A 19,126-nucleotide genomic window follows, 5' to 3' on the forward strand; every position below is an offset into this window, starting at 1 on the left:
AGACCGATGTCCAACCGTCGACCACTGTATTCGTGCCGGCTCGTGAAGACCCCGGACCAAAGTCATTCGACTCGAGCTTCGGCGAGCATCCGACGGCTCACGCCTGCTACCGGTGTACACATCCGCCGGCACGTTCGTTCGATGCTGCGGACAATTCCAGTCAAGCGTCCACATCAACTTCGCTGATCTACTCGACGTCAAACGCATCACCGGCGCAGATCTGATCGTCGTGGACGGCCACATGCCCGTACATCTGCGGCAGGACACCCCACCACGTCGTCACGTCCACGAGGTCGACGGCCCACCCGCTGCCTGGATGACGTCACTCCGACCAGAGCAGTCGGCCTGATGAGCGGCGGCGACCTACAGGTCGGGAACCTGAGCATCGTTGCCGCGCCATTGGCGCAGGTGAGCCAAGACATCCTCGGACTGGCATCTTCGGCGCCGGAAGCACCGAACGCCGGCCCTTCGACCGCACACGTCGGGGACTTCGTGTCCGCGTTGGCTCGAATGATCGCTCTGTTGTCACAGACGTCGGCAGATCTGGCGGATGCGGTGAACATCGGCGGTGAGAACTACTTCGACACCGAACAGTTGAACAACATTCGACTCAGCGCATCGGAACACCGCACCCAGACCTTCATCGGACCGAGCCAGGCCTACTGATGCCTCTTTTCGTGTGGGTCGATGTCGACGTGTCCTCCTGCCTCGCCTGCGCCACGGCATTGAAGAAGCTCGGAGACTCGATCGCCGACACCGCAAGAAGCTTCACCGACTCCGAAGCTCGATCGAACGAGGAATGGTCCGCAGGTGCGGGTGGAGAGAACTTCCGATCAACAGTCGGGACAGTCCGTAAGCTCTCCGACCGAATCTCGGAGGTCTCGGAAACCGTAGGCACGGCAGTCGGCGTGTTCGCCACCGACATGATGACGGTACAGGCGAAAATGAACACCGCCGTAGAAATCGCTGCCACCGCGAAACTCGCCATCACTTTTGCCGGATCGTACGCCGAATGGATCGGAGATCCGAAGCCACGCATCGTGGGCCCACTGACCGATACTGCCGAGGCTCGGTTCCAGTTGACCCACGCCACACAAGTCGATGCATACAGCCAGGCGCTCGAACTCGTCACCGAAGCAAGGAAACTCGAAGACTCCGCGCATACAGCGCTCCGGAAAGCAACCAACGAGAATCAATCTCTGCTGGTAGGCGTTGTCGAGCAACTGGAAAAGCAGGCACCCTGGTTGTGGATGAGCGCCCAGGGTGTTGCCGGAACCATCGGCGAAGCCGCCAAACGGTACGACACGTGGAACGAGATCGCTCGAACCCGGGCCGCCAACGTGTCCGCATACCGATCCATTGCGCTCGAAACCGTCAGTGACAGCTACCGAACCGCCGCAATCAATTCGATGATGAAATTTGCGGGAGGTGCGAATCAAGCAGAAGCAGTTGCAGCCTTCAACGCCAAACTCGCGGGTGGAAATCCTGATAGCAGAATCGCACGAAGTATGACTCTGAGTCTCGTCAATGACGTCGAGATCTCAAGGCTCCCAACATCTGTGTCCAATATCGGCAAGGCACTTCCTGTAGCCGGAGGGATTCTGGCAGTCCTTCAAACTGGATACGAGGTATACGCCGAAGCTGAAAACAGCGACGACGTCAGCCGAATAGTTACCCGCAATACCGGGGGTTACGTCGCGGGTGCAGCAGCCACCGCACTTCTGGCATCAGGAACAATCGGCGCGCCAGTACTCGTTGCAGTTGGCGCCGGCCTTCTCGTCAGCTACGGCGCGACAACAATGATCAACGCCGTTCTCGACTGAGATCCAGATGTGGAGTTCACGCAATGCCCAGACGACGAACCCGCCCCACCATCGCTCCCTTACCCGACCGAATCACCGGCGAACCACGGCCACCCGACGCACCCCGTAGATTCCGTGGTAGCCACATCACCCCCACCGATCGCGAACCGGTCAACCCACCACCCACCCCCGACGGCTACGGCCCTGCGCTCGAGTGGAGCCAGCTCACCCGCAACGATCGATGGCATTTCGTCGGATATCTTGTCCTCGCGTCCATCACCCTCGGCTTTGCCAACAACGGACTGACCCTGCACTGGCTCGTCGACTGGCCCTCCATCGGATGGATGAGCCTGCTGACTGCAGCTCTGTGCGTCTTGGTCTGGCGATTAACGAAAAGCGACTGGATGGCCGCAGGCGCGGATTGGGTCCAACACGACAAAGCGTTCGTAGACACCTACCACCTCACCCGCATCACCACGACCACCGCCGGCTATTACCCTGCGATCAACCTCGAAGACGACCAGGGACGAACTGCCACCATCTCTTTCGGCATGTACCAACGCCACACCGCAATGTGGAACCTGATCTACAACGGCATCGTCACCTCTATCGCCAACGGAACCTGCGACACCTCCCCCTACGCGCTCGACGCACTCCAACTCCCCGCCACCTTCGGGCCCGCCGGCACAGCGGAGAAAGGTAAGGCTTGGTGGCTGACATCCGGTGGTCTCGGCATGATCGTCTTCGGAGGTTTTTGTGTCGACCTGGCATTCGAGATAGACGACAAACTTTTACTTCTCTCCGGAATCGTGTCAATCGGAGCAGGCCTTTTCGTGTTCTGGAAACTTTATCTCTCGAAAAAGCGGAACACGCGCAACGAGATATTGTAATTCGGTCGAATGCAGAAGGGGAACAACACAAATGGTCGGACGACACACCCGCCCCACCATCGCTCGAGTACCCGACCGAATCACCGGCGAACCACGGCACCTGGCGCACCGCGAAAGCGCGCCGGCAACCGCACACCACCGATCGACTACCACCCCGTCAACCCATCCCCGGCGGCTACGGCACCGCGCGCGAATGGAGCCAAGTCACCAGACAAGACCGCCGATGCTTCGGCAGATACTTCGGCCTTCACGGAATGGCGAACAACCACTGGGATCGGGAACGACTCACCGACCGGCCCGCATCACCACCTCCACCGCACGCCGCTACGTCGCCATCACGAACACCTCTACCTCTCAGAAGTATTCGGGTAACCCTGAACACCGGAAGGATCGTTCCCCATCGGCGTCGGCATACACCGGCATACACTACCTGTGACGACGAACCATCGCCTCCCCGACGGATCGCATGGCTGTGCGCAGCGAAAGCGGTTCGAGCACTTCCACTTCTGCCCCCAACCCGACCAGCTGGGACAGGGCCACAGCTTCGCTCTCGAGCCTCAGATCCACGCTCACCCAGCCGTCGGAGTCGGCTGGTTCCGGTTTCACTCGCGCAGCTTCCTCGCCGACCACGTCGCGCAGCCCGCGCCACCCTCCGGGCGAGAGTCGCACCCGGCAAGGGTACCGGAGAAGCGAACGATCGAACGCCGCCCGCGAGGCGGCCCACCACGACGCCAGGTCGAAGTCGGCGGCGCGAGCGAACGAATCATCCTCCACCACTGCATGTTCGATCCGTCCGACCCGGAACGAGAGCACCGCCCCACCTACACTCGCCACGAGGTACCAGGTCCCCGCCTTGATGACCAGGCCCAACGGATCGACTGTCCGGGCTCGATCTCGGTAGGTGAACGAGACTCGGCGCGTGTCGAGCACCGCCGACGCGAGTGCTGGCAGCGCCGAAATGTCGTCGGTACCACCGAACCAGCCGGGCACGTCGACGAGGATGCGCTCCTGCCACAGCGTTGCGCCGTCTCGCAGTGGCCCGGGCAATGTTCGGAGCAACTTTTCCTGAGCGGATCCGACGGCGGCGGCGCGCCCGAGGTCTGCGGCGATGGACGGCACGCCGAGGAGCATGAGCGCGGAGGTCTCGTCGTCGGTCATCCCGGAGAGTTTGGACTGCCACCCGTCGAGCAACCGGATGCCGCCGCCCGGCCCGCTCTCGGTCCAGACGGGAACCCCGGCAGCGGACAGTGCGGCGACATCGCGGTAGATCGTACGTACCGAGACCTCGAATTCTTCTGCCAACTGTTCGGCGACGACGCCGCGACTGCCCTGCAGTCTGAGCATGAGTTGGAGGAGTCGGGCCGATCGCATGAAGGAAGGATATTCGAAATCACTGACAGAAGTTGTCAGGAATAGGTCGGCACAATGAGTGCCATGGCTACCTGGAAGCAGTTCTCCGAAGAAGTTCCCACCCTCGCCGCCGCTGTCGAAGCGCGGTTCACGGCGCACAAACATCATGTACTCGCCACACTTCGCAAGGACGGTTCGCCACGGGTGAGCGGTACCGAAGTGGAAATCCTCGACGGCCGTCTGGTACTCGGCTCCATGATCGGCGCGGTCAAGGTGAAGGACATCGTCCGCGACGGGCGGTACTCCCTGCACAGCAATCCGGGTGACGGCTCGATGGAGGGTGGCGACGCGAAGATCACGGGAACGGCGCGGGAAGTATCCGGCACCGAGTTCGAGACAGTGCTGGCGAGCTACCCGTACGAGGTTCCGCAGCCGCTACACCTGGTCGTTCTCGACATCGACGACGTGGTTCTGACCAGCGTCGACGGCGAACACATGAACGTCGACCTCTGGAAACCGGGCAAGGAGGTCACCCGATTCACCAAGTGACGTTCTTCTCGCAATGCTCGCCGTTGGCGCGCGTCTCGACCTGCACCGTCGCGTGAGACAGCCCGTGACTTTCCAGCACTGTACGAGCAGCCTCGAGGACGTTCGACGAGTTCGCGTCGCTGGTCAGGTGAACGGTGGCCACGTCCATGCCGGTGGTAAGGGTCCAGATGTGCAAGTCGTGGACACCCACCACGCCGGGAAGTGCGGCGAGGTCGGCTTCGACCGATTCCACATCGACGTCGGCGGGTGAGGCCTGCGTGAGGATGCGCAGCGACGCACCTGCCAGTTTGAGTGCGCGGGGCACCACCCACAGGGAAATCAACACACCGACGACGACGTCCGCCCAGGTCCAGCCGAATGCGAGGACGAGACCACCGGCGATGAGGACGCCGACGCTGCCGACAGCGTCGGCGAGTACCTCGAGGTAGGCGCCGCGCACCGCGATGCTGTCCTCGGCGTCGCCGCGAAGCATGAGCATGACCACGATGTTGGCCGCGAGACCGGCGGCGGCAGTGACGATGAGAGCACCACCGGGGATGTCCGGTTCATCGCCGATGCGGCTGACGGCCTCGTAGAACACCCAGGCTGCGACCGCCAGGAGCATCGCGGCATTCGCCATCGCGGTGAGGACCTCGGCGCGATGCCACCCGAAGGTGCGCGCTGCCGTCGTACTGCCTTTTTTCGCGAGCAGCAAGGCAGTCAAGCCCATCGCCATGCCGACCACGTCGGTGAGCATGTGCCCGGCGTCGGCGAGCAGGGCGAGCGAGTTGATGAGCAGGCCGACCGTTGCTTCGAGAACGAGAAAGACGACGAGGATCGCAAGGGCGATCACCATCTTCCTGATCCGTTTCGGCGAGGGGCCTACCCCTACCGAGTCCGCCGCCGTATGCCCGTGTGAGTGGCCGTGCCCTGCGCCCATGATCAGGCACCCCTTCCTATCGCTCCACAGGAGGGTATGCACACATTCGCATATATGCAATGGGTTCGATGTCCGGTGCCGTCAATGCTCCGGTTCGTACGCCGGGTGCGGCACAGTCGGAGGCAACGTGGCGATAGCCGAGATTCGCTTCACACCGGCAACTTGCATCAAGTCCACCACCACCGAGCGAATTTGGGCGAATACCACCGTCGCGGAGAGCCCGGCATCCGCCACCACCGACGGTTTCAGTTCCTTGGCCACCGAACGCAGCACACGGGCGCCCTCCGCCTGATCAGGCTGCTGCCCCGGCTCGGCGAGAATCATCTCCTCCAACACTTCGACCGCCTTGGCGAGTTTCTCCACCTGCACGACCAGCCGCGGATCGAGGATCTCGTCATCACGTACCAACGTCAGGGACCGACGTGCGAGAACACGAATATTGCGCATCGCATTGTCGATCGGATCCGCAGTCGCCGTCAATCGTTTCAGACGCGGACGACTGTTCCAGTACAGCGGTGAGATCCGACTGATCTCCCGACCACCCACGAGGTTGCTCCGCAACCCGTCGATCGCGGCCTGGGTAGCACGCGCCTTGCGTAGCGCTTTTTCGATGGGTTCGGGATCGTTTGCCACCAAACCATCGGCGACGAGACTCAGTACCGACGACGCAGTCGACAAGATGCCTGCCGCATCCTTACGGGCCCGACGGACCGGGTGCGTCGGAATGATCGCCACGACGGCCACACCGACAAGACCGCCGACCAAGGCGTCGAGCATCCGATCGACGCCGCCACTTCCACCTGGCGGGATCAGCGTCGCCACCAACACCGCGGAACTTCCGGCCTGCATCGAGAAGATGGGGCCGTTGTCGAGGAGCACGGCCGTCGACATCGCCAACGCCACCACCAGGCACAGCTGCCACGGGCCGCTGCCGATCCAGGAGATGATGAGATCGCCGACGCCGATGCCGACGGTCACTCCCGCGACCAGCTCGAAGGAACGCCGCAGGCGCGCGCCCAACGACAAGCCGAGCGAGACGACAGCAGCGATCGGCGCAAAGAACGGCGAGTGGTGGCCGATCAGCGTGGTGGCCACCCACCACGCCAAACCGGCCGCCACCGCACATTGCAGGATCGGCAGGGCTGACGTCCGCAGCCGCAGTGCCGATCGACGAGCGCGGTCCTTGGCCGAAGACGCGCTCGGGCGCAGTCCTCTAACCGAGGCCAAGCGCTTCGGCTGCGTTGGGATCGCAGTCCTCGAGCAGATCCAGGCAACGCGCGAACTCGTCCGCTTCACCGATGCTCTTCGCGGCCTTGGCGAGGACGGCTACGCACCGCAGGAATCCGCGGTTCGGTTCGTGGCTGTACGGGACGGGCCCGAAACCCTTCCATCCATTGCGGCGAAGCTGATCGAGCCCTCGGTGGTAGCCGGTGCGTGCGTACGCGTATGCGGTGATGGTCTCCCCCGACTCGAAGGCCGCTTCGGCGAGGTAGGCCCAGGCGATGGACGCCGTGGGATGGTCAGCCGCAACCTGGGCCGGATCGGCATGATTGAGCAGTGCGGACTCTGCGTCGTCGTCGCCCGGAAGCAGAGTCGGCTTGGGTCCTAGCAGGTCACCGAATTGAGTCATGGGCACATTGTGCCCGCTACACTCTCCGAGCACCGGACCGCCTCACCTACCGGACGCGATGACGCGCCCTTCGAACCGGTCGTTACGCTGGCAGTGACATCACCGGTTCAGCTGGTAGTCACTTTGCCGTTCAAGTAAAGCCTCCGAAGATCGAAGGGTTAGCCGTGCCGGACTCGAAAGACGACAACTCGAACGAAGGCGCGGCGAAAGCCCCCACTGCGAGCGAGCTACCCGAACATCCGACCACGAGCGATGCCTCCGACGTGCCCTCGACGGGCGAGACGCCGAACCCAGAAGCTCCGTCGGTAGCACTCCGGAAGGCGACTGCATCGTCCGACACCGAGCCCGAATCCGAGCCCGAATCCGAGCCCGAGTCCGAATCCGAATCCGAGCTCGAATCCACGGCGGTGAACCTTCGGAAGCAAGCCACCCCGTCCGAGACCCCGGCACCCGCCGACCAGGCAGAACCCGAAACCACGACATCCGCGGCACCCGAGGCACCCGAGGCACCCGAGGCACCGAGCGCAACACCGGAACCTGAACCCGGCTACTTCGCCGAGCCGCATACCGTCGTATTTCCCAAGGTGCCCAAGCTCGGTCCGGCACCCACGTCGTCCACCAGGCCGCCGCCGGCAGCGGAACCGAGAACTGTCGCAATCCCCAAGACGACCCAACCCCCGGCTCGGCCCGACCGTGCCCCCACCGAACCTGCAACCGTCGCCATCCCCAAGATCACGCAACAGGCTCCGCGGGCGACGCCGGAGCGGGTGGGAGTCGGAGCGCCGAGCCCTGCCCCCCAGCCGACTCCGACCCGCGTCAACCCCACCGAGCCGGCAGGAAATACGCGCAACGGAAAAGGTTGGTACATCGCGGCCGCTGCGGCGGCAGTCGTGATCCTCGCAATCGTCGGCATTGCACTGGCCGTCTCGACGAATGACGACGACAACTCGCCCGAGGGAGAAGTCCAGAGCGCCATCACCACCTATGTCGACGCCTTGAACAGCGGCGATCTGGCGACGTTGCGTACCTCCACCTGCGGCGGGCTGGCCGACTACTACCGCACCATCCCGGAAGACGCATTCAATCAGGTGCATCAGAATGCCGTGGCACAGAAGACCATCCCGCACGTCGGCGCGGTCGACACTGTCCAGATCACCGACGACAAGGCCATAGCGCAGGTTCAGGCGACGCTTCCCGCCACCGGTGAACAGTCGTGGCGCACGTTCAACCTCGAGAAGCTCGACGACAACTGGAAGGTCTGCGACCCCAACTGACGACGAACGCGCCGGGGATCACCTCCCCGGCGCGTTCGTAGTTCAGCGGTGCATCAGCCTGCCGAGACCGAACGACCTGCGGACTTGAGGTCGTTGCACGCCTCGACGACGCGAGCCGTCATGCCGGCTTCCGCCTTCTTGAGGTAGCTGCGCGGGTCGTAGGCCTTCTTGTTGCCGACCTCGCCGTCGACCTTGAGGACGCCGTCGTAGTTGGAGAAGAAGTGCCCGGCGATCGGACGGGAGAATGCGTACTGGGTGTCGGTGTCGACGTTCATCTTCACCACACCGAAGTTCAGCGAATCCTCGATTTCGGACTTCAGCGATCCCGAACCGCCGTGGAAGACGAAGTCGAACGGCTGCGAACCGGAGGACAGACCGAGCTTGGCGGCAGCGACCTTCTGGCCCTCTTCGAGTACCTCGGGCTTGAGCTTGACGTTGCCCGGCTTGTAGACGCCGTGCACGTTGCCGAAGGTGGCAGCGAGAAGGTACTTGCCCTGCTCGCCGACGCCGAGCGCCTCGACGGTCTTCTCGAAGTCCTCGCTCGAGGTGTACAGCTTGTCGTTGATCTCGGCTTCGACGCCGTCCTCTTCGCCGCCGACGACACCGATCTCGACCTCGAGGATGATGCGAGCCGCCTTGGACAGCGCGAGCAGTTCCTTCGCTATCGCCAGGTTCTCGTCGATCGGGATGGCCGAGCCGTCCCACATGTGGGACTGGAACAGCGGGTTACGGCCGGCGTCGACGCGTTCCTGCGAGATCGCCAGCAGCGGGCGAACGTAGGTGTCGAGCTTGTCCTTGGGGCAGTGGTCGGTGTGGAGCGCGATGGTGACGTCGTACTTGGCTGCGATCACGTGTGCGAACTCGGCGAGAGCAACGGCACCGGTGACCATGTCCTTGACGCCCAGACCGGAGCCGAATTCGGCACCGCCCGTCGAGAACTGGATGATGCCGTCACTGCCGGCGTCCGCGAAACCCTTGATCGCCGCGTTGATGGATTCGGAGCCGACACAGTTGATGGCGGGAAAGGCAAAGGAATGCTCCTTGGCCCGACCAAGCATCTCGGCATAGACCTCGGGAGTTGCGATAGGCACGGCGGGAGTCCTCCATTTACGTGTCGTTCGGAGCGCTCGACGATGTGAAAGCGCTTCGTGTGGTCTTAGCAGTATGGCAAGTCCCGTTCGTCACGTCTCTTCTCGGTCTCGACCCTCGCCGATGACTCCGTTACCTGCAGGGGTGGGAAACACTCAGTTTCGGCCGGTACGCTGGCCCCCGTGAATGCGCTGGCAGCAACTGAATCCGTGACAAATCTGGCCTTGCTGCCGGACTTCCTCGATCCTGTCCATCTGTTGAACTCGTTCGGGACGTGGTTCCTGCTGGGTCTACTCCTGGTGGTTTTCATCGAATCCGGGCTGCTGTTCCCGCTACTTCCCGGTGATTCGCTGCTGTTCACCGCCGGACTGGTGGCTGCGGCCGGTTCCAATCACAGTGAGATCGAGGGCTTCGCCCCGCTGTGGCTGCTGTTGCTGACCATTCCGATCGCCGCGATCCTGGGCGATCAGGTGGGATACTTCATCGGCATCAAGGGCGGAACCGCCCTGTTCAAGGACAACGACGCCAAGATCTTCAAGAAGAAATACATCGACGAGTCGCACGCCTTCTTCGAAAAGCACGGCCCGATCACCATTTTGCTGGCCCGCTTCGTCCCGATCGTGCGGACGTACGCGCCGCTGGTCGCGGGCGCATCGCGCATGAACTACCGCACGTTCATCACCTACAACGTCATCGGCGGCGTCGTCTGGGGTGCCGGCGTGACACTGCTCGGCTACTGGTTGGGCCAGATCGAGTTCATCCGCAACAACATCGACATCATCTTCATCGGAATCGTCCTCGTGTCGGTTCTGCCGATCATCTTCGAGGTCGGCAAGCGGCTGATCACTTCGCGTCGCAGCGGGAACACCCCGTCGAGCGATACGATTTCCCTGACCGACGACACCACTCACTGATCCGTTGAACGAGGCGACCCGCTGACCACCATGACGACTGCGTCCGGCAGTTTCTCCATGCTCGACTCCGCCGGGCCGCTACTGGTGTGGATAGTCGTCATCTCTTTCGTGTTCGTGGAATGTGCGATCATCCTCGGCCTGTTCCTGCCCGGTGATTCACTGCTGATCACCGCAGGCATCGTGCTGGCCGGCCATCAGTCCGGATCGAGCCACGTGTGGGCGCTCTCGGTCGGGGCGATGATCGCCGCCATCGCCGGCAATCAGGTCGGGTACGTGATCGGGCATCGCACGGGTAACCGGATCAAGGCCCGCAAGGGTGGTAAATACTTCACCGAGAAGAACCTGCATCGCGTCAACATCTTGTTGGAGAAACACGGATTCTGGGCCGTTCTGATCGCTCGTTGGATCCCGTGGGTCCGGACGCTGTGCCCGATGGTCGCGGGTGCGGCGAAGATGAACCACGCTCGCTACACCGTCGCGAGCACTATCGGGGCGATCATCTGGGCGCCGGTACTGCTGCTCATCGGTTTCTACGGTGGGTCGTTCCTCGACCGTGTCCCGTGGCTGCTACCGGGTGTTCTCGTCGTGATGACGGTGAGCCTGGTCGTCGGCACCGGCCTCGGCATCTGGCAGTACCGAAAGGAAATGGCTCGCCCCGCCGAGGAAGTCGAGGTCGAGGCGGTCCTCGACTGACCTCCGACGTCAGTGTGCGTGCAGGGCATCCCACTCCGGCAGCGGGTCCGGGTAGCGCGCCCACACCTCGGATCCGGCTGTCATCTCCTCGTCGGTCAACAGTGCGGGGTCGAGTATCCGGGCCGGCGTGTCGAGGTCGAGCCCGACGCCGATGAACACGATCTCCTGTCCGGGAACTTCTTCGGCCGACTCCCACAGTTGAGCGGGTTCGAAAACCAGATTCGGTCCGGCCTGCGACCAGATCGCCGCATAGTCGGATCGACTGGCGATCCAGCAGAAGCCTTTGCTTCGCAGTAAACCGGAGAACTGTTCCAGTGCCGCGGCCAGCCGCTCGGGATGGAACGGTTTCGATGCTCGATAGGTGACGCTGCGTATGCCGTACTCTTCCGTTTCCGGGGTGTGCCCGCCTGCCAGTTCTTCGTCCCAGCCGGGAACCTGCGCAGCGAGTTCCGGGTTGTAGAGGCCGGTCTCGAGCACCTGATCGAGATCGACGACGCCGTGGTCGGTGCGGATCAGCCGGGCGTTGGGATTGAGTCGTCGTAGCGTCGCTTCGACGGTGCCCGCCGCTCGCTCACTCACCAGGTCGGTCTTGTTGAGCAGGAGAACGTCGGCGAACTCGACCTGATCGACGAGCAGATCCGAGATGCTGCGCTCGTCGCCCTCCGCCGCCTCGAGTCGACGCTCGTCCAATCGCTCTCCCTTCGCCAGTTCCCCGAGGAATGTCGACGCGTCGACGACGGTCACCATGGTGTCGAGCCTCGCGGCGGCGCCGAGACTGAATCCGTCGTCGAACTCCCAGTCGAACGTGGCGGCCACGGGCATCGGCTCGGAGATTCCGGTGGATTCGATCACCAACTGGTCGTAACGCCCTGCCCGCGCGAGCGCACCGACCGCGTCGACGAGGTCTTCACGCAACGTGCAGCAGATGCAGCCGTTGGTCAGTTCGACCAGTTTCTCCTGGGTGCGATCCAGGTGTCCCTGGTCGGCTACGAGGGCGGCGTCGATGTTGATCTCGCTCATGTCGTTGACGATGACGGCGATGCGTCGGCCGTCACGGTTCGCGAGGATGTGATTGAGGAGGGTGGTCTTTCCGGCGCCGAGAAATCCGGACAGCACGGTGACAGGCAAACGCTTCATCCGTTAATGATAACCATTATCATCAATGGCGGTTTTCGACCGCCCCCCCTGCGATACGCATCCGGGCCTCGGCACCCGGAACACATGCGGGGAGCCCTACCCCACTGCACAGCAGATTCTCGGCCCTACCGCACCGCAGATTCGCTGCCCTACCGCACCGCAGATTCTCTGCTCTACCGCACAGCAGATTCTCGGCCCGCGTACTGACTGACCGGCCTGGGTAATCCGAAATGATCACGCAATGTCGTACCCGCGTACTCGGTGCGGAACAATCCACGGTCCTGCAGGATCGGCACCACTCGCTCGGTGAAGATCTCCAAACCACCCGGGTAGTACGGTGGCATCACGTTGAAACCGTCGGCAGCCCCGTGGGTGAACCAGTCCTCGATGGTGTCCGCCACCTGCTCGGCCGTCCCGGTGACGACACGGTGCCCGCGCGCCCCCGCCAACCGGTGTAGCAGAGCCCGTACCGTCGGCTTCTCACGTTCGACGATCCCGGCGATCACCTGCAGTCGGCTCTGCGAGTGATTGGTTGCGCCGCCCGCAGCGGGAAGTAGTTCGGCCGGAACCGGGCCGTCCAAGTCCAGCCCCAGAACGTCTGCGCCGATGAGACTGCCGAGCTGCTTCAGACCGTACTGCGGCGACGTGAGCTCGTTGAACTCGATTTCCAGCTCTCTCGCCTGCGCTTCGGTGTCACCGATGAACGGGCTGATACCGGGCAGGATCTTGACGTGATCGGGGTTTCGTCCGAACCGCTGGGCTCTGGATCTGATGTCGGAATAGAATTCCTGCGCATCCGAAAGACGTTGGTGGGCGGTGAAAATCGCCTCCGCGTACTGTCCCGCAAATGCCCTCCCGGCATCGGAGGCACCGGCCTGCACCAACACCGGGTACCCCTGCGGAGTGCGGGGCGCGTTGAACGGCCCACGCACTCGCAGATGCCGGCCCACGTAGTTGATCTCGTGGATCTTGCTCTTGTCGGCGTAGATTCCGCTCTCCCGGTCGAGCTGAATTGCATCGTCCTCCCAGCTGTCCCACAAGCGCACCACCGCGTCGACGAACTCCCGCGACCTCGCGTAGCGGTCACCGTGATCGGGATGGCGGTCCAGACCGAAGTTCGCAGCCGCCAATTCCGTGCCCGTCGTGACGATGTTCCAACCGGCCCGGCCGTTCGAGATGTGATCGAGCGAAGCGAACAATCGCGCCAGATTGTACGGCTCGTAATACGTCGTCGACGCGGTGGCGATCAACCCGATACGTTCCGTCGCCACGGCGATGGCCGTCAGCAAGGTGATCGGCTCGAGAGTTCCCGCGGGCCCGTGCTCGACGTCGCTGCGCAACGCCGGACCGTCGGCAAAGAAAATACCGTCGAACTTCGCCGCCTCCGCGGTACGGGCGATTTCCTGGAAGTACGCAGCGTCGAAGATCCGCTCCGGCGTCGTCAACGGGTGACGCCAGGCCGCCTCGTGATGGCCGGCCGGGTGAATGAACGCGTTGAGACTCAATTGCCGCCGTGTATCAGCCATCCCTCCATCGTGACAACTGCGACGGCACTCCGACAGGGTTCTCGTACGCGTGATTCCAACTGGACGGACACGGCGTCAACGTTTGCGTGGGTACCCGGCCGCCGACACGACGTACGCGGCCTCCATCAGCATCCAGCCGCCCACCTGGACCGACAGGTCGCGCTCCGGCACACTGGACGATCGAACCGTCCCGGCCGCGAACGTCGCGATATCGCCGGACAAACTCGGCAACCGGGCCTCGACGGTCCAGTCGTGGCCGAACAACGGCAGACCCTCGACCTCGAGGCGGTTGTTCCAAGCCGCCGACGCCGACTCCAGAACGATTTGAGCGGCGATCTCACGAGCGCGAATGTCCTCGTTGCTCTCCCACGGCAGGTGTACCACCACAAAGGCGAGGTACCGCGCCAAAATCGCATTGAACAGTCCACCGTCACCGCCACCACCGCCGGTGACGACGCCGCTCTCGGTCATACCGTCGTAGACGGCATCGACAAGGGCATGCACTCGCGCGCGGTGTCGCGGTTCGCCCAACCGGGTCGAGAGTTCGGTTTCCAGGCCCAGTGTGACCCCCTGACAGTACGAGTACAGTGCCCGTTCGACTGTGCCGTCACGCCGGATACCGTCGAAGATCAGACCGGAGTCACGATCACGCAGCGTCTCGTCGATCCAGTCCGCAGTTGCCTGTGCGCGCCACAACTTTCCGGTGCGGGCCAACAGAATTCCAGCCGGTCCGTTGGCCGGCGTGTTGAAGAAATCGGAGCCCTTGCACCACGGGATCCCACCGCCGTCGGCCGGTGCCCATGAATCGAACAGTTGCGATTCGAGCACCGAGACTGCCGCGCGATGATCTATCGAGAACAGTCGCTGGGCGCGCTCGAGAGACAGACCCAACCACGCCATGTCGTCGTAGTAACTGTTCGTCCACCCCGATATGTTGCGAAATCGCACACTGCGGGCAATCTTCGAGACTCGCCGCCGGCGCCGCGGTGTCGGATCTCGCTCGAGGGCGTCGACAGCGGTGTCGAGGAGGTGCGCCTGCCACCAGTAGTGGAACGGCGTGAACAGGCGCTCTCGGCGCACTGCCGGCCACGCCACCACTCCCAGTGCGGTCCGCGGCATTGCCCACACCCGACGAAGATGCCTGCCGACTATCGCTCCTTCGGCTGCGTCGGCTCGCTTGGCCCATTGCTCTTGCATGACCGTCATCCTGCCTGACCGAGAAACCGTGTGCCAGTGCGCATTGACGGATCAGCGCGCCTGGGACAGGTCTGCATGTTCCCGTACCCAGGCATGCATCGCGATTCCCGCCGCCACACCGGCGTTGATGCTCCGAGTCGAGCCGAACTGCGCAATCGAAACCGTCATGGTTGCAACTTCTTTCGCCATTTCGGTAACGCCAGGGCCTTCCTGCCCGAACAGCAATATGCACTCTCGCGGCAGTTTCGCGGTTTCGAGCGGGACAGATCCCGGCGTGTTGTCGACGGCCACCACGGCCAGATCGTGAGTTCGCGCGTAGTCGACCAACTCGCCGATATCCGCGTGATGAACTATGTGTTGATAGCGGTCCGTGACCATCGCGCCACGCCGATTCCAACGTCGACGACCCACGATGTGAACAGCCGCGGCCGCGAAGGCGTTCGCGGTGCGCACCACCGTACCGATATTGGCGTCGTGCGCGAAGTTCTCGATCGCGACGTGCATCGTGTGCCGGCGTGAATCGATGTCCGCGACTATCGCCTCGCGAGTCCAATATCGATACTCGTCCAAGACGTTTCGACGGTCACCTTCAGCCAGGAGTTCCGGATCGTACGGGTTCCCCAGCGGCGGCTCCGTGCCGTACTCCTCGATCCACGGTCCGACGCCGTTCGGGTTCTCACCCCACTCCGTCGGGCCGGGCCCCGCTTCAGGTTGAACTGCTTCGGACTGAACGCCTGTCATCTAGAACACCTCGTTCGAATCTGCAGCCACCCGGAAACCTCGGGCGGTCTGATCATTGACACACGAGACATCCGTCGCGGTGGTAGTGCACGTGAAACCCAGTTTGCTCAACGGCTGTCCGGCCGCCAGCACCGGGTCGGCACTGGGCCCGCCCGAGGTGTACAGCTCACCACCCGAACACATGAACCCGACGTCGTCGCCATCGGTGACCCGAATAGCATTGCCCCAGTTGATCATGCAACTATCCGGTCGAGGCGGGACGGGAGTGGTCACGCCCTCGCATCCCGCCTCGATTCTGGTGGGCAGTTTGATGACCGCGCACTGGAAGTTCCCGTCGGGAGTGGTGAAGTAGTACGACTCGTTACGTTCGAACTGCACGTCGGTCAGTGTCGTGGTGGGCGGGGCGATCGTCGTCGGCACCTGTTCGGTGGAGTCGGGTGGTGGCGCGAGCGCTGTCACCGCAAGTGGCGTAGCGCTGACAGCACTCGTGCCCGTCTGCTCGGGTGCCGACTGCGCAGCGTCCTCCGCACCCGAGCACCCGGCCAGAATCACCGCCGAACCCACACCGAGAATCGCCAACCCCACCCGCACGCGAACCACTCGACACCCTCCACAGCTGAACCACAGGCCGCACCACGGCCGACACCGCACTCTATCCTGCGGGCGATTACGTGCTGGTGACGCGCTTGTTCACCCACCGTGACAACCACGCAGGCGAGAACCGCGACATGGCGAGCAACGCCCCGGCGCGTGAACCGACCGGGTAGTGAACCTTGGGCAGTCGCCCCGATCCACGGGTCGCATCCCACAGTTCCCGCGCAACGTCGTCAGCGGTGAGCGTGATCCCCAACGAGCGGGTGGATCCGGTGTCCATCCCGACCACCATCGCGGTCTGCACGAACAGCGGCCACAGCGCGAGCACCCGAATGTCGTATGGCTTCCATTCGAGTTCGAGCGCCTCCGTCAACCCACGGATCGCGAACTTGGTCGCACTGTACGTGGCCAGTTCCGGTTGGCCGTAGATCGCAGATGCCGAGCACAGATTCACCACCTGGGCACCGGGGGTGTCGCGCAGATACGGAAATGCCGTGTGCGAACCGGTCAGTGTGCCCAGGACGTTGATGTTCACCATGCGCTCGTGTGCCGCCTGCGAGATCTCCTCGAACCTCCCCGAGGAAAGCACGCCCGCATTGTTGACCAGGATGTCCAGTCGCCCGGATTCACCGGTGAACTCCGACAGTCGTGCCGCCCAGGCCGCGGAATCGGTGACGTCGAGAACGCCGGTGGCCACCACACCACCCGCCGCCTCGATCTCGCCGGCGAGCGCCTCCAAACCCACCCCGTCCACGTCGTACGCCCCCACCCGGTATCCATTGCGCGCGAACAACAGCGCCGTCGCCCGCCCGATACCTGCGGCAGCGCCGGTGACGAAGACATTCGGTTTACTCATCCCGCGAGGCTATCCTGTATCCGGAGGAATTCTGATGAAACACCATCGCGTCGTACCCGCCGTCTGCTTCATCTCGGTCGGATACCTGATAGTTCTCGCGATCTGGCTCGGTCTGCTGATCGACCGAACACCGCTGGGCACCGTGCCCTATCAGATCGGCGGACTCCTGGCTGCCTTCGGATCCACGCTCGGATTCGGAATGGCGTGGGCCAATCGCCAGAGTCGCGCCGAACGCGCCCTCGAGAAACACGGTCTCGAAGGTTGGGCGAAAATCGACTCCGTCACCCGCATGCACAGAACTCCCGACGGCGAATTAACCACTCTCGCACTACATCTCACCGTGCCCGGCTCACCGTCCTACTCCGGGAGGATCGAATACGAGATCGCGGCCCGAACATCGAGATCGGATCTCGCCTGGGTCCACCGTCACCGTCCTGGTGGACCCTGAAGATCGTCACCGAATCATGCTGTGCCCTTGATCGATCAGATCTTCCGCCCCAGCGCCAGCATCCCCTCGACCAACAGCAATTGCGCACCGGCGTAGGACGCCAGAATCACTCCTTCGACAGCGGCCCGTGGACCTGCACCGCGAACGAACAGCCGCCGTACCACGATCAACCCGTCCGACGCCGTGAACAGCACTCCGCCCAGTCCCAGCCAGGACCGTCGATCCTTGTTCGGCACCACCAGATCCGCCGTCGTCCGCGACGACGGAGCCAGGCCCGGATCTGCAGCCAACGTCGACGTCGTGCCCAGCAGCAGCCCGTATCCCGTCAACGGCGTCGACACGCTGGGAGCTTTCGCTTTCAACAGACCCGATGCCGTGCTCCACCCGCTGATCCTCGGCATGATCGCAGCGCGGGTCGGGCGGGCGCCGCGGCGCAACAGCAGCGCCGAATAGCCGGCCTGCATCAGAGCGAACGAGGACGCACCCTTCACGAGACGGGCGTCGTCGTCGGGGTCGATCATGAAGACGTCACCGACAGTTGCCGCGGCCAGGCTTGCCAGGAGCAGTGCCGTATCAGCGGTGTCCGTCTCGGAACGCTTACGCAGCACCCGAACCGCGAGAGACGGTGCGATCAGAGGTTTGGCGATCTGTTGAACTCGCTCGTTTCCCAGCACCGCTCCGGCCACCGTCGCCATTGTTGCCGCCGCGAACACGGCATGCTCGAGGGCCCACTTTCCCGCCACCACGATCCTCCTGTCAGTCGTCTGTCCACCACGACCGTACTGGTGCGCTCACGCGGCGGACCCGTATTCGGTGCCGGTAGCGGAGTATCACCCTTGCGCGATCCCTTTGACCTGTGCGCCGTACACGTCGACGTATTCCTGACCGGACTGTCGCTGCAGCGCCGCCATCAGCTCGTCCGTCGCCGCGCGAACGACGATCGGGTGGCCTCGCAGTTCGCGAAATCGAGAGAAGTCGATCGGCTCCCCGATCGTGACTCGAACCTTGGCGTACCGCCACATCCGGGTGCCGGGTGGGTTGACGGCGTCGCCGCCGTGAACGACGACAGGGATGACCGGCACCCCACATTCGAGCGCAACACGGACAACACCGGTCTTGCCCTTGTACAAACGCCCGTCCGGCGAACGGGTCCCTTCCGGATAGATCCCCCACACTCCACCGCGCTCGAGAATCCCGACGGCGGTGTCCAACGCGGCGCGCGAGGCGTCTGCACCGCTCCGGTCGATCGGCACTTGACCCGAACCACGAAAGAACCATCGTTGCAGCGTGCCCTTGATCCCGGTTCCGGTGAAGTACTCGCTCTTCGCAACAAAGGTGATTCTTCGGCGCACCGCCAGGACCAGGTAGAACGAGTCCGCAACGGCACGATGATTACCGGCGAGGATCACCGGCCCGGATCTGGGGATGTGCTCAGCGCCCTCGACACTCGGGCGCCCGAGCAACCACAGCACCGGTCCGATCAGTAGGTACTTGAACACTCGGTAGAGCATGTCGGT

Annotated in this window: 22 protein-coding genes; 9 read left to right on the plus strand and 13 right to left on the minus strand. The window is 63.4% G+C overall.

The window, feature by feature from the left end:
• The first annotated feature begins 64 nt into the window (after positions 1-64).
• The 4 genes from ABH922_RS18200 to ABH922_RS18215 are packed head-to-tail and all read left to right on the plus strand — an operon-like array spanning position 65 to position 2,692.
• A complete protein-coding gene (locus ABH922_RS18200; RefSeq protein WP_424809713.1) occupies positions 65-349 on the plus strand; it encodes an SAV_915 family protein in 285 nt (94 codons plus the stop codon).
• Positions 349-666 carry a hypothetical protein gene (locus ABH922_RS18205; protein WP_424808247.1) on the plus strand — a complete coding sequence of 106 codons (318 nt, stop codon included), beginning with the start codon at positions 349-351 and terminating at the stop codon, positions 664-666. Before ABH922_RS18200 ends, ABH922_RS18205 begins: the two co-directional genes overlap by 1 nt.
• Entirely contained in the window at positions 666-1,823 is a 1,158-nt protein-coding gene (locus tag ABH922_RS18210) for a hypothetical protein (protein WP_424808248.1), read from the plus strand. Before ABH922_RS18205 ends, ABH922_RS18210 begins: the two co-directional genes overlap by 1 nt.
• 23 nt (positions 1,824-1,846) lie before the next feature.
• Complete coding sequence (locus ABH922_RS18215) at positions 1,847-2,692, plus strand: hypothetical protein (RefSeq protein WP_424808249.1); 846 nt, start codon at positions 1,847-1,849, stop codon at positions 2,690-2,692.
• A 426-nt stretch (positions 2,693-3,118) separates the two neighbouring features.
• Here ABH922_RS18215 and ABH922_RS18220 read toward each other — a convergent pair whose 3' ends face one another.
• A complete protein-coding gene (locus ABH922_RS18220; RefSeq protein WP_424808250.1) occupies positions 3,119-4,063 on the minus strand; it encodes a helix-turn-helix transcriptional regulator in 945 nt (314 codons plus the stop codon).
• A gap of 63 nt (positions 4,064-4,126) precedes the next feature.
• Between ABH922_RS18220 and ABH922_RS18225 the strand changes: the two genes are divergently transcribed.
• The gene (locus tag ABH922_RS18225) at positions 4,127-4,591 is read left to right on the plus strand and encodes a pyridoxamine 5'-phosphate oxidase family protein (RefSeq protein WP_424808251.1); all 465 of its coding nucleotides are present in this window, start codon (positions 4,127-4,129) and stop codon (positions 4,589-4,591) included.
• Here the strand turns inward: ABH922_RS18225 and ABH922_RS18230 are convergent.
• From ABH922_RS18230 to ABH922_RS18240, 3 genes are all read right to left on the minus strand, one after another.
• Positions 4,581-5,510: a cation diffusion facilitator family transporter gene (locus ABH922_RS18230; RefSeq protein ID WP_424808252.1), complete on the minus strand. Its 930-nt coding sequence runs from the start codon at positions 5,508-5,510 to the stop codon at positions 4,581-4,583. The two genes, ABH922_RS18225 and ABH922_RS18230, sit on opposite strands and share 11 nt — an antisense overlap.
• A gap of 81 nt (positions 5,511-5,591) precedes the next feature.
• Positions 5,592-6,737: an FUSC family protein gene (locus ABH922_RS18235; RefSeq protein WP_424808253.1), complete on the minus strand. Its 1,146-nt coding sequence runs from the start codon at positions 6,735-6,737 to the stop codon at positions 5,592-5,594.
• Entirely contained in the window at positions 6,724-7,140 is a 417-nt protein-coding gene (locus ABH922_RS18240) for a DUF3151 domain-containing protein (RefSeq protein WP_424808254.1), read from the minus strand. The genes ABH922_RS18235 and ABH922_RS18240 overlap by 14 nt, the downstream gene beginning before the upstream one ends.
• 164 nt (positions 7,141-7,304) lie before the next feature.
• Here ABH922_RS18240 and ABH922_RS18245 point away from each other — a divergent pair, with 164 nt between their 5' ends.
• Entirely contained in the window at positions 7,305-8,414 is a 1,110-nt protein-coding gene (locus tag ABH922_RS18245) for a hypothetical protein (protein WP_424808255.1), read from the plus strand.
• Between the two features lie 53 nt (positions 8,415-8,467).
• Here the strand turns inward: ABH922_RS18245 and fbaA are convergent, their stop codons facing one another.
• Positions 8,468-9,505 carry a class II fructose-bisphosphate aldolase gene (fbaA, locus tag ABH922_RS18250; RefSeq protein WP_424808256.1) on the minus strand — a complete coding sequence of 346 codons (1,038 nt, stop codon included), beginning with the start codon at positions 9,503-9,505 and terminating at the stop codon, positions 8,468-8,470.
• Positions 9,506-9,676: 171 nt separating this feature from the next.
• Here fbaA and ABH922_RS18255 point away from each other — a divergent pair, with 171 nt between their 5' ends.
• Both ABH922_RS18255 and ABH922_RS18260 read left to right on the plus strand, forming a co-directional pair.
• The gene (locus tag ABH922_RS18255) at positions 9,677-10,417 is read left to right on the plus strand and encodes a VTT domain-containing protein (protein ID WP_424809714.1); all 741 of its coding nucleotides are present in this window, start codon (positions 9,677-9,679) and stop codon (positions 10,415-10,417) included.
• A 30-nt stretch (positions 10,418-10,447) separates the two neighbouring features.
• Complete coding sequence (locus tag ABH922_RS18260; protein ID WP_424808257.1) at positions 10,448-11,110, plus strand: DedA family protein; 663 nt, start codon at positions 10,448-10,450, stop codon at positions 11,108-11,110.
• A 9-nt stretch (positions 11,111-11,119) separates the two neighbouring features.
• Here ABH922_RS18260 and ABH922_RS18265 read toward each other — a convergent pair whose 3' ends face one another.
• The 6 genes from ABH922_RS18265 to ABH922_RS18290 all read right to left on the minus strand — a co-directional run bounded on the left by ABH922_RS18265 (position 11,120) and on the right by ABH922_RS18290 (position 17,161).
• Positions 11,120-12,247 (minus strand): GTP-binding protein, encoded by a 1,128-nt coding sequence (locus tag ABH922_RS18265; RefSeq protein WP_424808258.1) that lies wholly within the window; start codon positions 12,245-12,247, stop codon positions 11,120-11,122.
• A 173-nt stretch (positions 12,248-12,420) separates the two neighbouring features.
• Positions 12,421-13,773: an LLM class flavin-dependent oxidoreductase gene (locus ABH922_RS18270; protein WP_424808259.1), complete on the minus strand. Its 1,353-nt coding sequence runs from the start codon at positions 13,771-13,773 to the stop codon at positions 12,421-12,423.
• Between the two features lie 75 nt (positions 13,774-13,848).
• Positions 13,849-14,970, minus strand: a complete 1,122-nt coding sequence (locus tag ABH922_RS18275) for a glycoside hydrolase family 76 protein (RefSeq protein WP_424808260.1) — start codon at positions 14,968-14,970, stop codon at positions 13,849-13,851.
• A gap of 51 nt (positions 14,971-15,021) precedes the next feature.
• Positions 15,022-15,711 carry a TrmH family RNA methyltransferase gene (locus tag ABH922_RS18280; RefSeq protein WP_424808261.1) on the minus strand — a complete coding sequence of 230 codons (690 nt, stop codon included), beginning with the start codon at positions 15,709-15,711 and terminating at the stop codon, positions 15,022-15,024.
• Entirely contained in the window at positions 15,712-16,311 is a 600-nt protein-coding gene (locus ABH922_RS18285) for a hypothetical protein (RefSeq protein WP_424808262.1), read from the minus strand. It abuts the gene before it with no gap.
• A gap of 67 nt (positions 16,312-16,378) precedes the next feature.
• Complete coding sequence (locus ABH922_RS18290; RefSeq protein WP_424808263.1) at positions 16,379-17,161, minus strand: SDR family oxidoreductase; 783 nt, start codon at positions 17,159-17,161, stop codon at positions 16,379-16,381.
• A gap of 34 nt (positions 17,162-17,195) precedes the next feature.
• Here ABH922_RS18290 and ABH922_RS18295 point away from each other — a divergent pair, with 34 nt between their 5' ends.
• Positions 17,196-17,609 carry a hypothetical protein gene (locus ABH922_RS18295; RefSeq protein WP_424808264.1) on the plus strand — a complete coding sequence of 138 codons (414 nt, stop codon included), beginning with the start codon at positions 17,196-17,198 and terminating at the stop codon, positions 17,607-17,609.
• Positions 17,610-17,644: 35 nt separating this feature from the next.
• Here ABH922_RS18295 and ABH922_RS18300 read toward each other — a convergent pair whose 3' ends face one another.
• The gene (locus tag ABH922_RS18300) at positions 17,645-18,304 is read right to left on the minus strand and encodes a lysoplasmalogenase (RefSeq protein WP_424809715.1); all 660 of its coding nucleotides are present in this window, start codon (positions 18,302-18,304) and stop codon (positions 17,645-17,647) included.
• Between the two features lie 135 nt (positions 18,305-18,439).
• Positions 18,440-19,120, minus strand: coding sequence for a lysophospholipid acyltransferase family protein (locus ABH922_RS18305; RefSeq protein ID WP_424809716.1), 681 nt, complete (start codon positions 19,118-19,120; stop codon positions 18,440-18,442).
• Between the last annotated feature and the right edge of the window lie 6 nt (positions 19,121-19,126).

Origin of the sequence: Rhodococcus sp. 27YEA15, assembly GCF_049739425.1 — a bacterium.
Taxonomy (GTDB): Bacteria; Actinomycetota; Actinomycetes; order Mycobacteriales; family Mycobacteriaceae; genus Rhodococcus_F.

Coding starts and splice junctions, on each gene's coding strand:
- ABH922_RS18205 (WP_424808247.1), top strand. CDS start 349: ATGAGCGGCGGCGACCTACAGGTCGGGAACCTGAGCATCGTTGCCGCG.
- ABH922_RS18210 (WP_424808248.1), top strand. CDS start 666: ATGCCTCTTTTCGTGTGGGTCGATGTCGACGTGTCCTCCTGCCTCGCC.
- ABH922_RS18215 (WP_424808249.1), top strand. CDS start 1,847: ATGCCCAGACGACGAACCCGCCCCACCATCGCTCCCTTACCCGACCGA.
- ABH922_RS18220 (WP_424808250.1), bottom strand. CDS start 4,063: ATGCGATCGGCCCGACTCCTCCAACTCATGCTCAGACTGCAGGGCAGT.
- ABH922_RS18225 (WP_424808251.1), top strand. CDS start 4,127: ATGGCTACCTGGAAGCAGTTCTCCGAAGAAGTTCCCACCCTCGCCGCC.
- ABH922_RS18230 (WP_424808252.1), bottom strand. CDS start 5,510: ATGGGCGCAGGGCACGGCCACTCACACGGGCATACGGCGGCGGACTCG.
- ABH922_RS18240 (WP_424808254.1), bottom strand. CDS start 7,140: ATGACTCAATTCGGTGACCTGCTAGGACCCAAGCCGACTCTGCTTCCG.
- ABH922_RS18260 (WP_424808257.1), top strand. CDS start 10,448: ATGACGACTGCGTCCGGCAGTTTCTCCATGCTCGACTCCGCCGGGCCG.
- ABH922_RS18265 (WP_424808258.1), bottom strand. CDS start 12,247: ATGAAGCGTTTGCCTGTCACCGTGCTGTCCGGATTTCTCGGCGCCGGA.
- ABH922_RS18270 (WP_424808259.1), bottom strand. CDS start 13,773: ATGGCTGATACACGGCGGCAATTGAGTCTCAACGCGTTCATTCACCCG.
- ABH922_RS18275 (WP_424808260.1), bottom strand. CDS start 14,970: ATGCAAGAGCAATGGGCCAAGCGAGCCGACGCAGCCGAAGGAGCGATA.
- ABH922_RS18280 (WP_424808261.1), bottom strand. CDS start 15,711: ATGACAGGCGTTCAGTCCGAAGCAGTTCAACCTGAAGCGGGGCCCGGC.
- ABH922_RS18290 (WP_424808263.1), bottom strand. CDS start 17,161: ATGAGTAAACCGAATGTCTTCGTCACCGGCGCTGCCGCAGGTATCGGG.
- ABH922_RS18295 (WP_424808264.1), top strand. CDS start 17,196: ATGAAACACCATCGCGTCGTACCCGCCGTCTGCTTCATCTCGGTCGGA.
- ABH922_RS18300 (WP_424809715.1), bottom strand. CDS start 18,304: ATGGCGACGGTGGCCGGAGCGGTGCTGGGAAACGAGCGAGTTCAACAG.
- ABH922_RS18305 (WP_424809716.1), bottom strand. CDS start 19,120: ATGCTCTACCGAGTGTTCAAGTACCTACTGATCGGACCGGTGCTGTGG.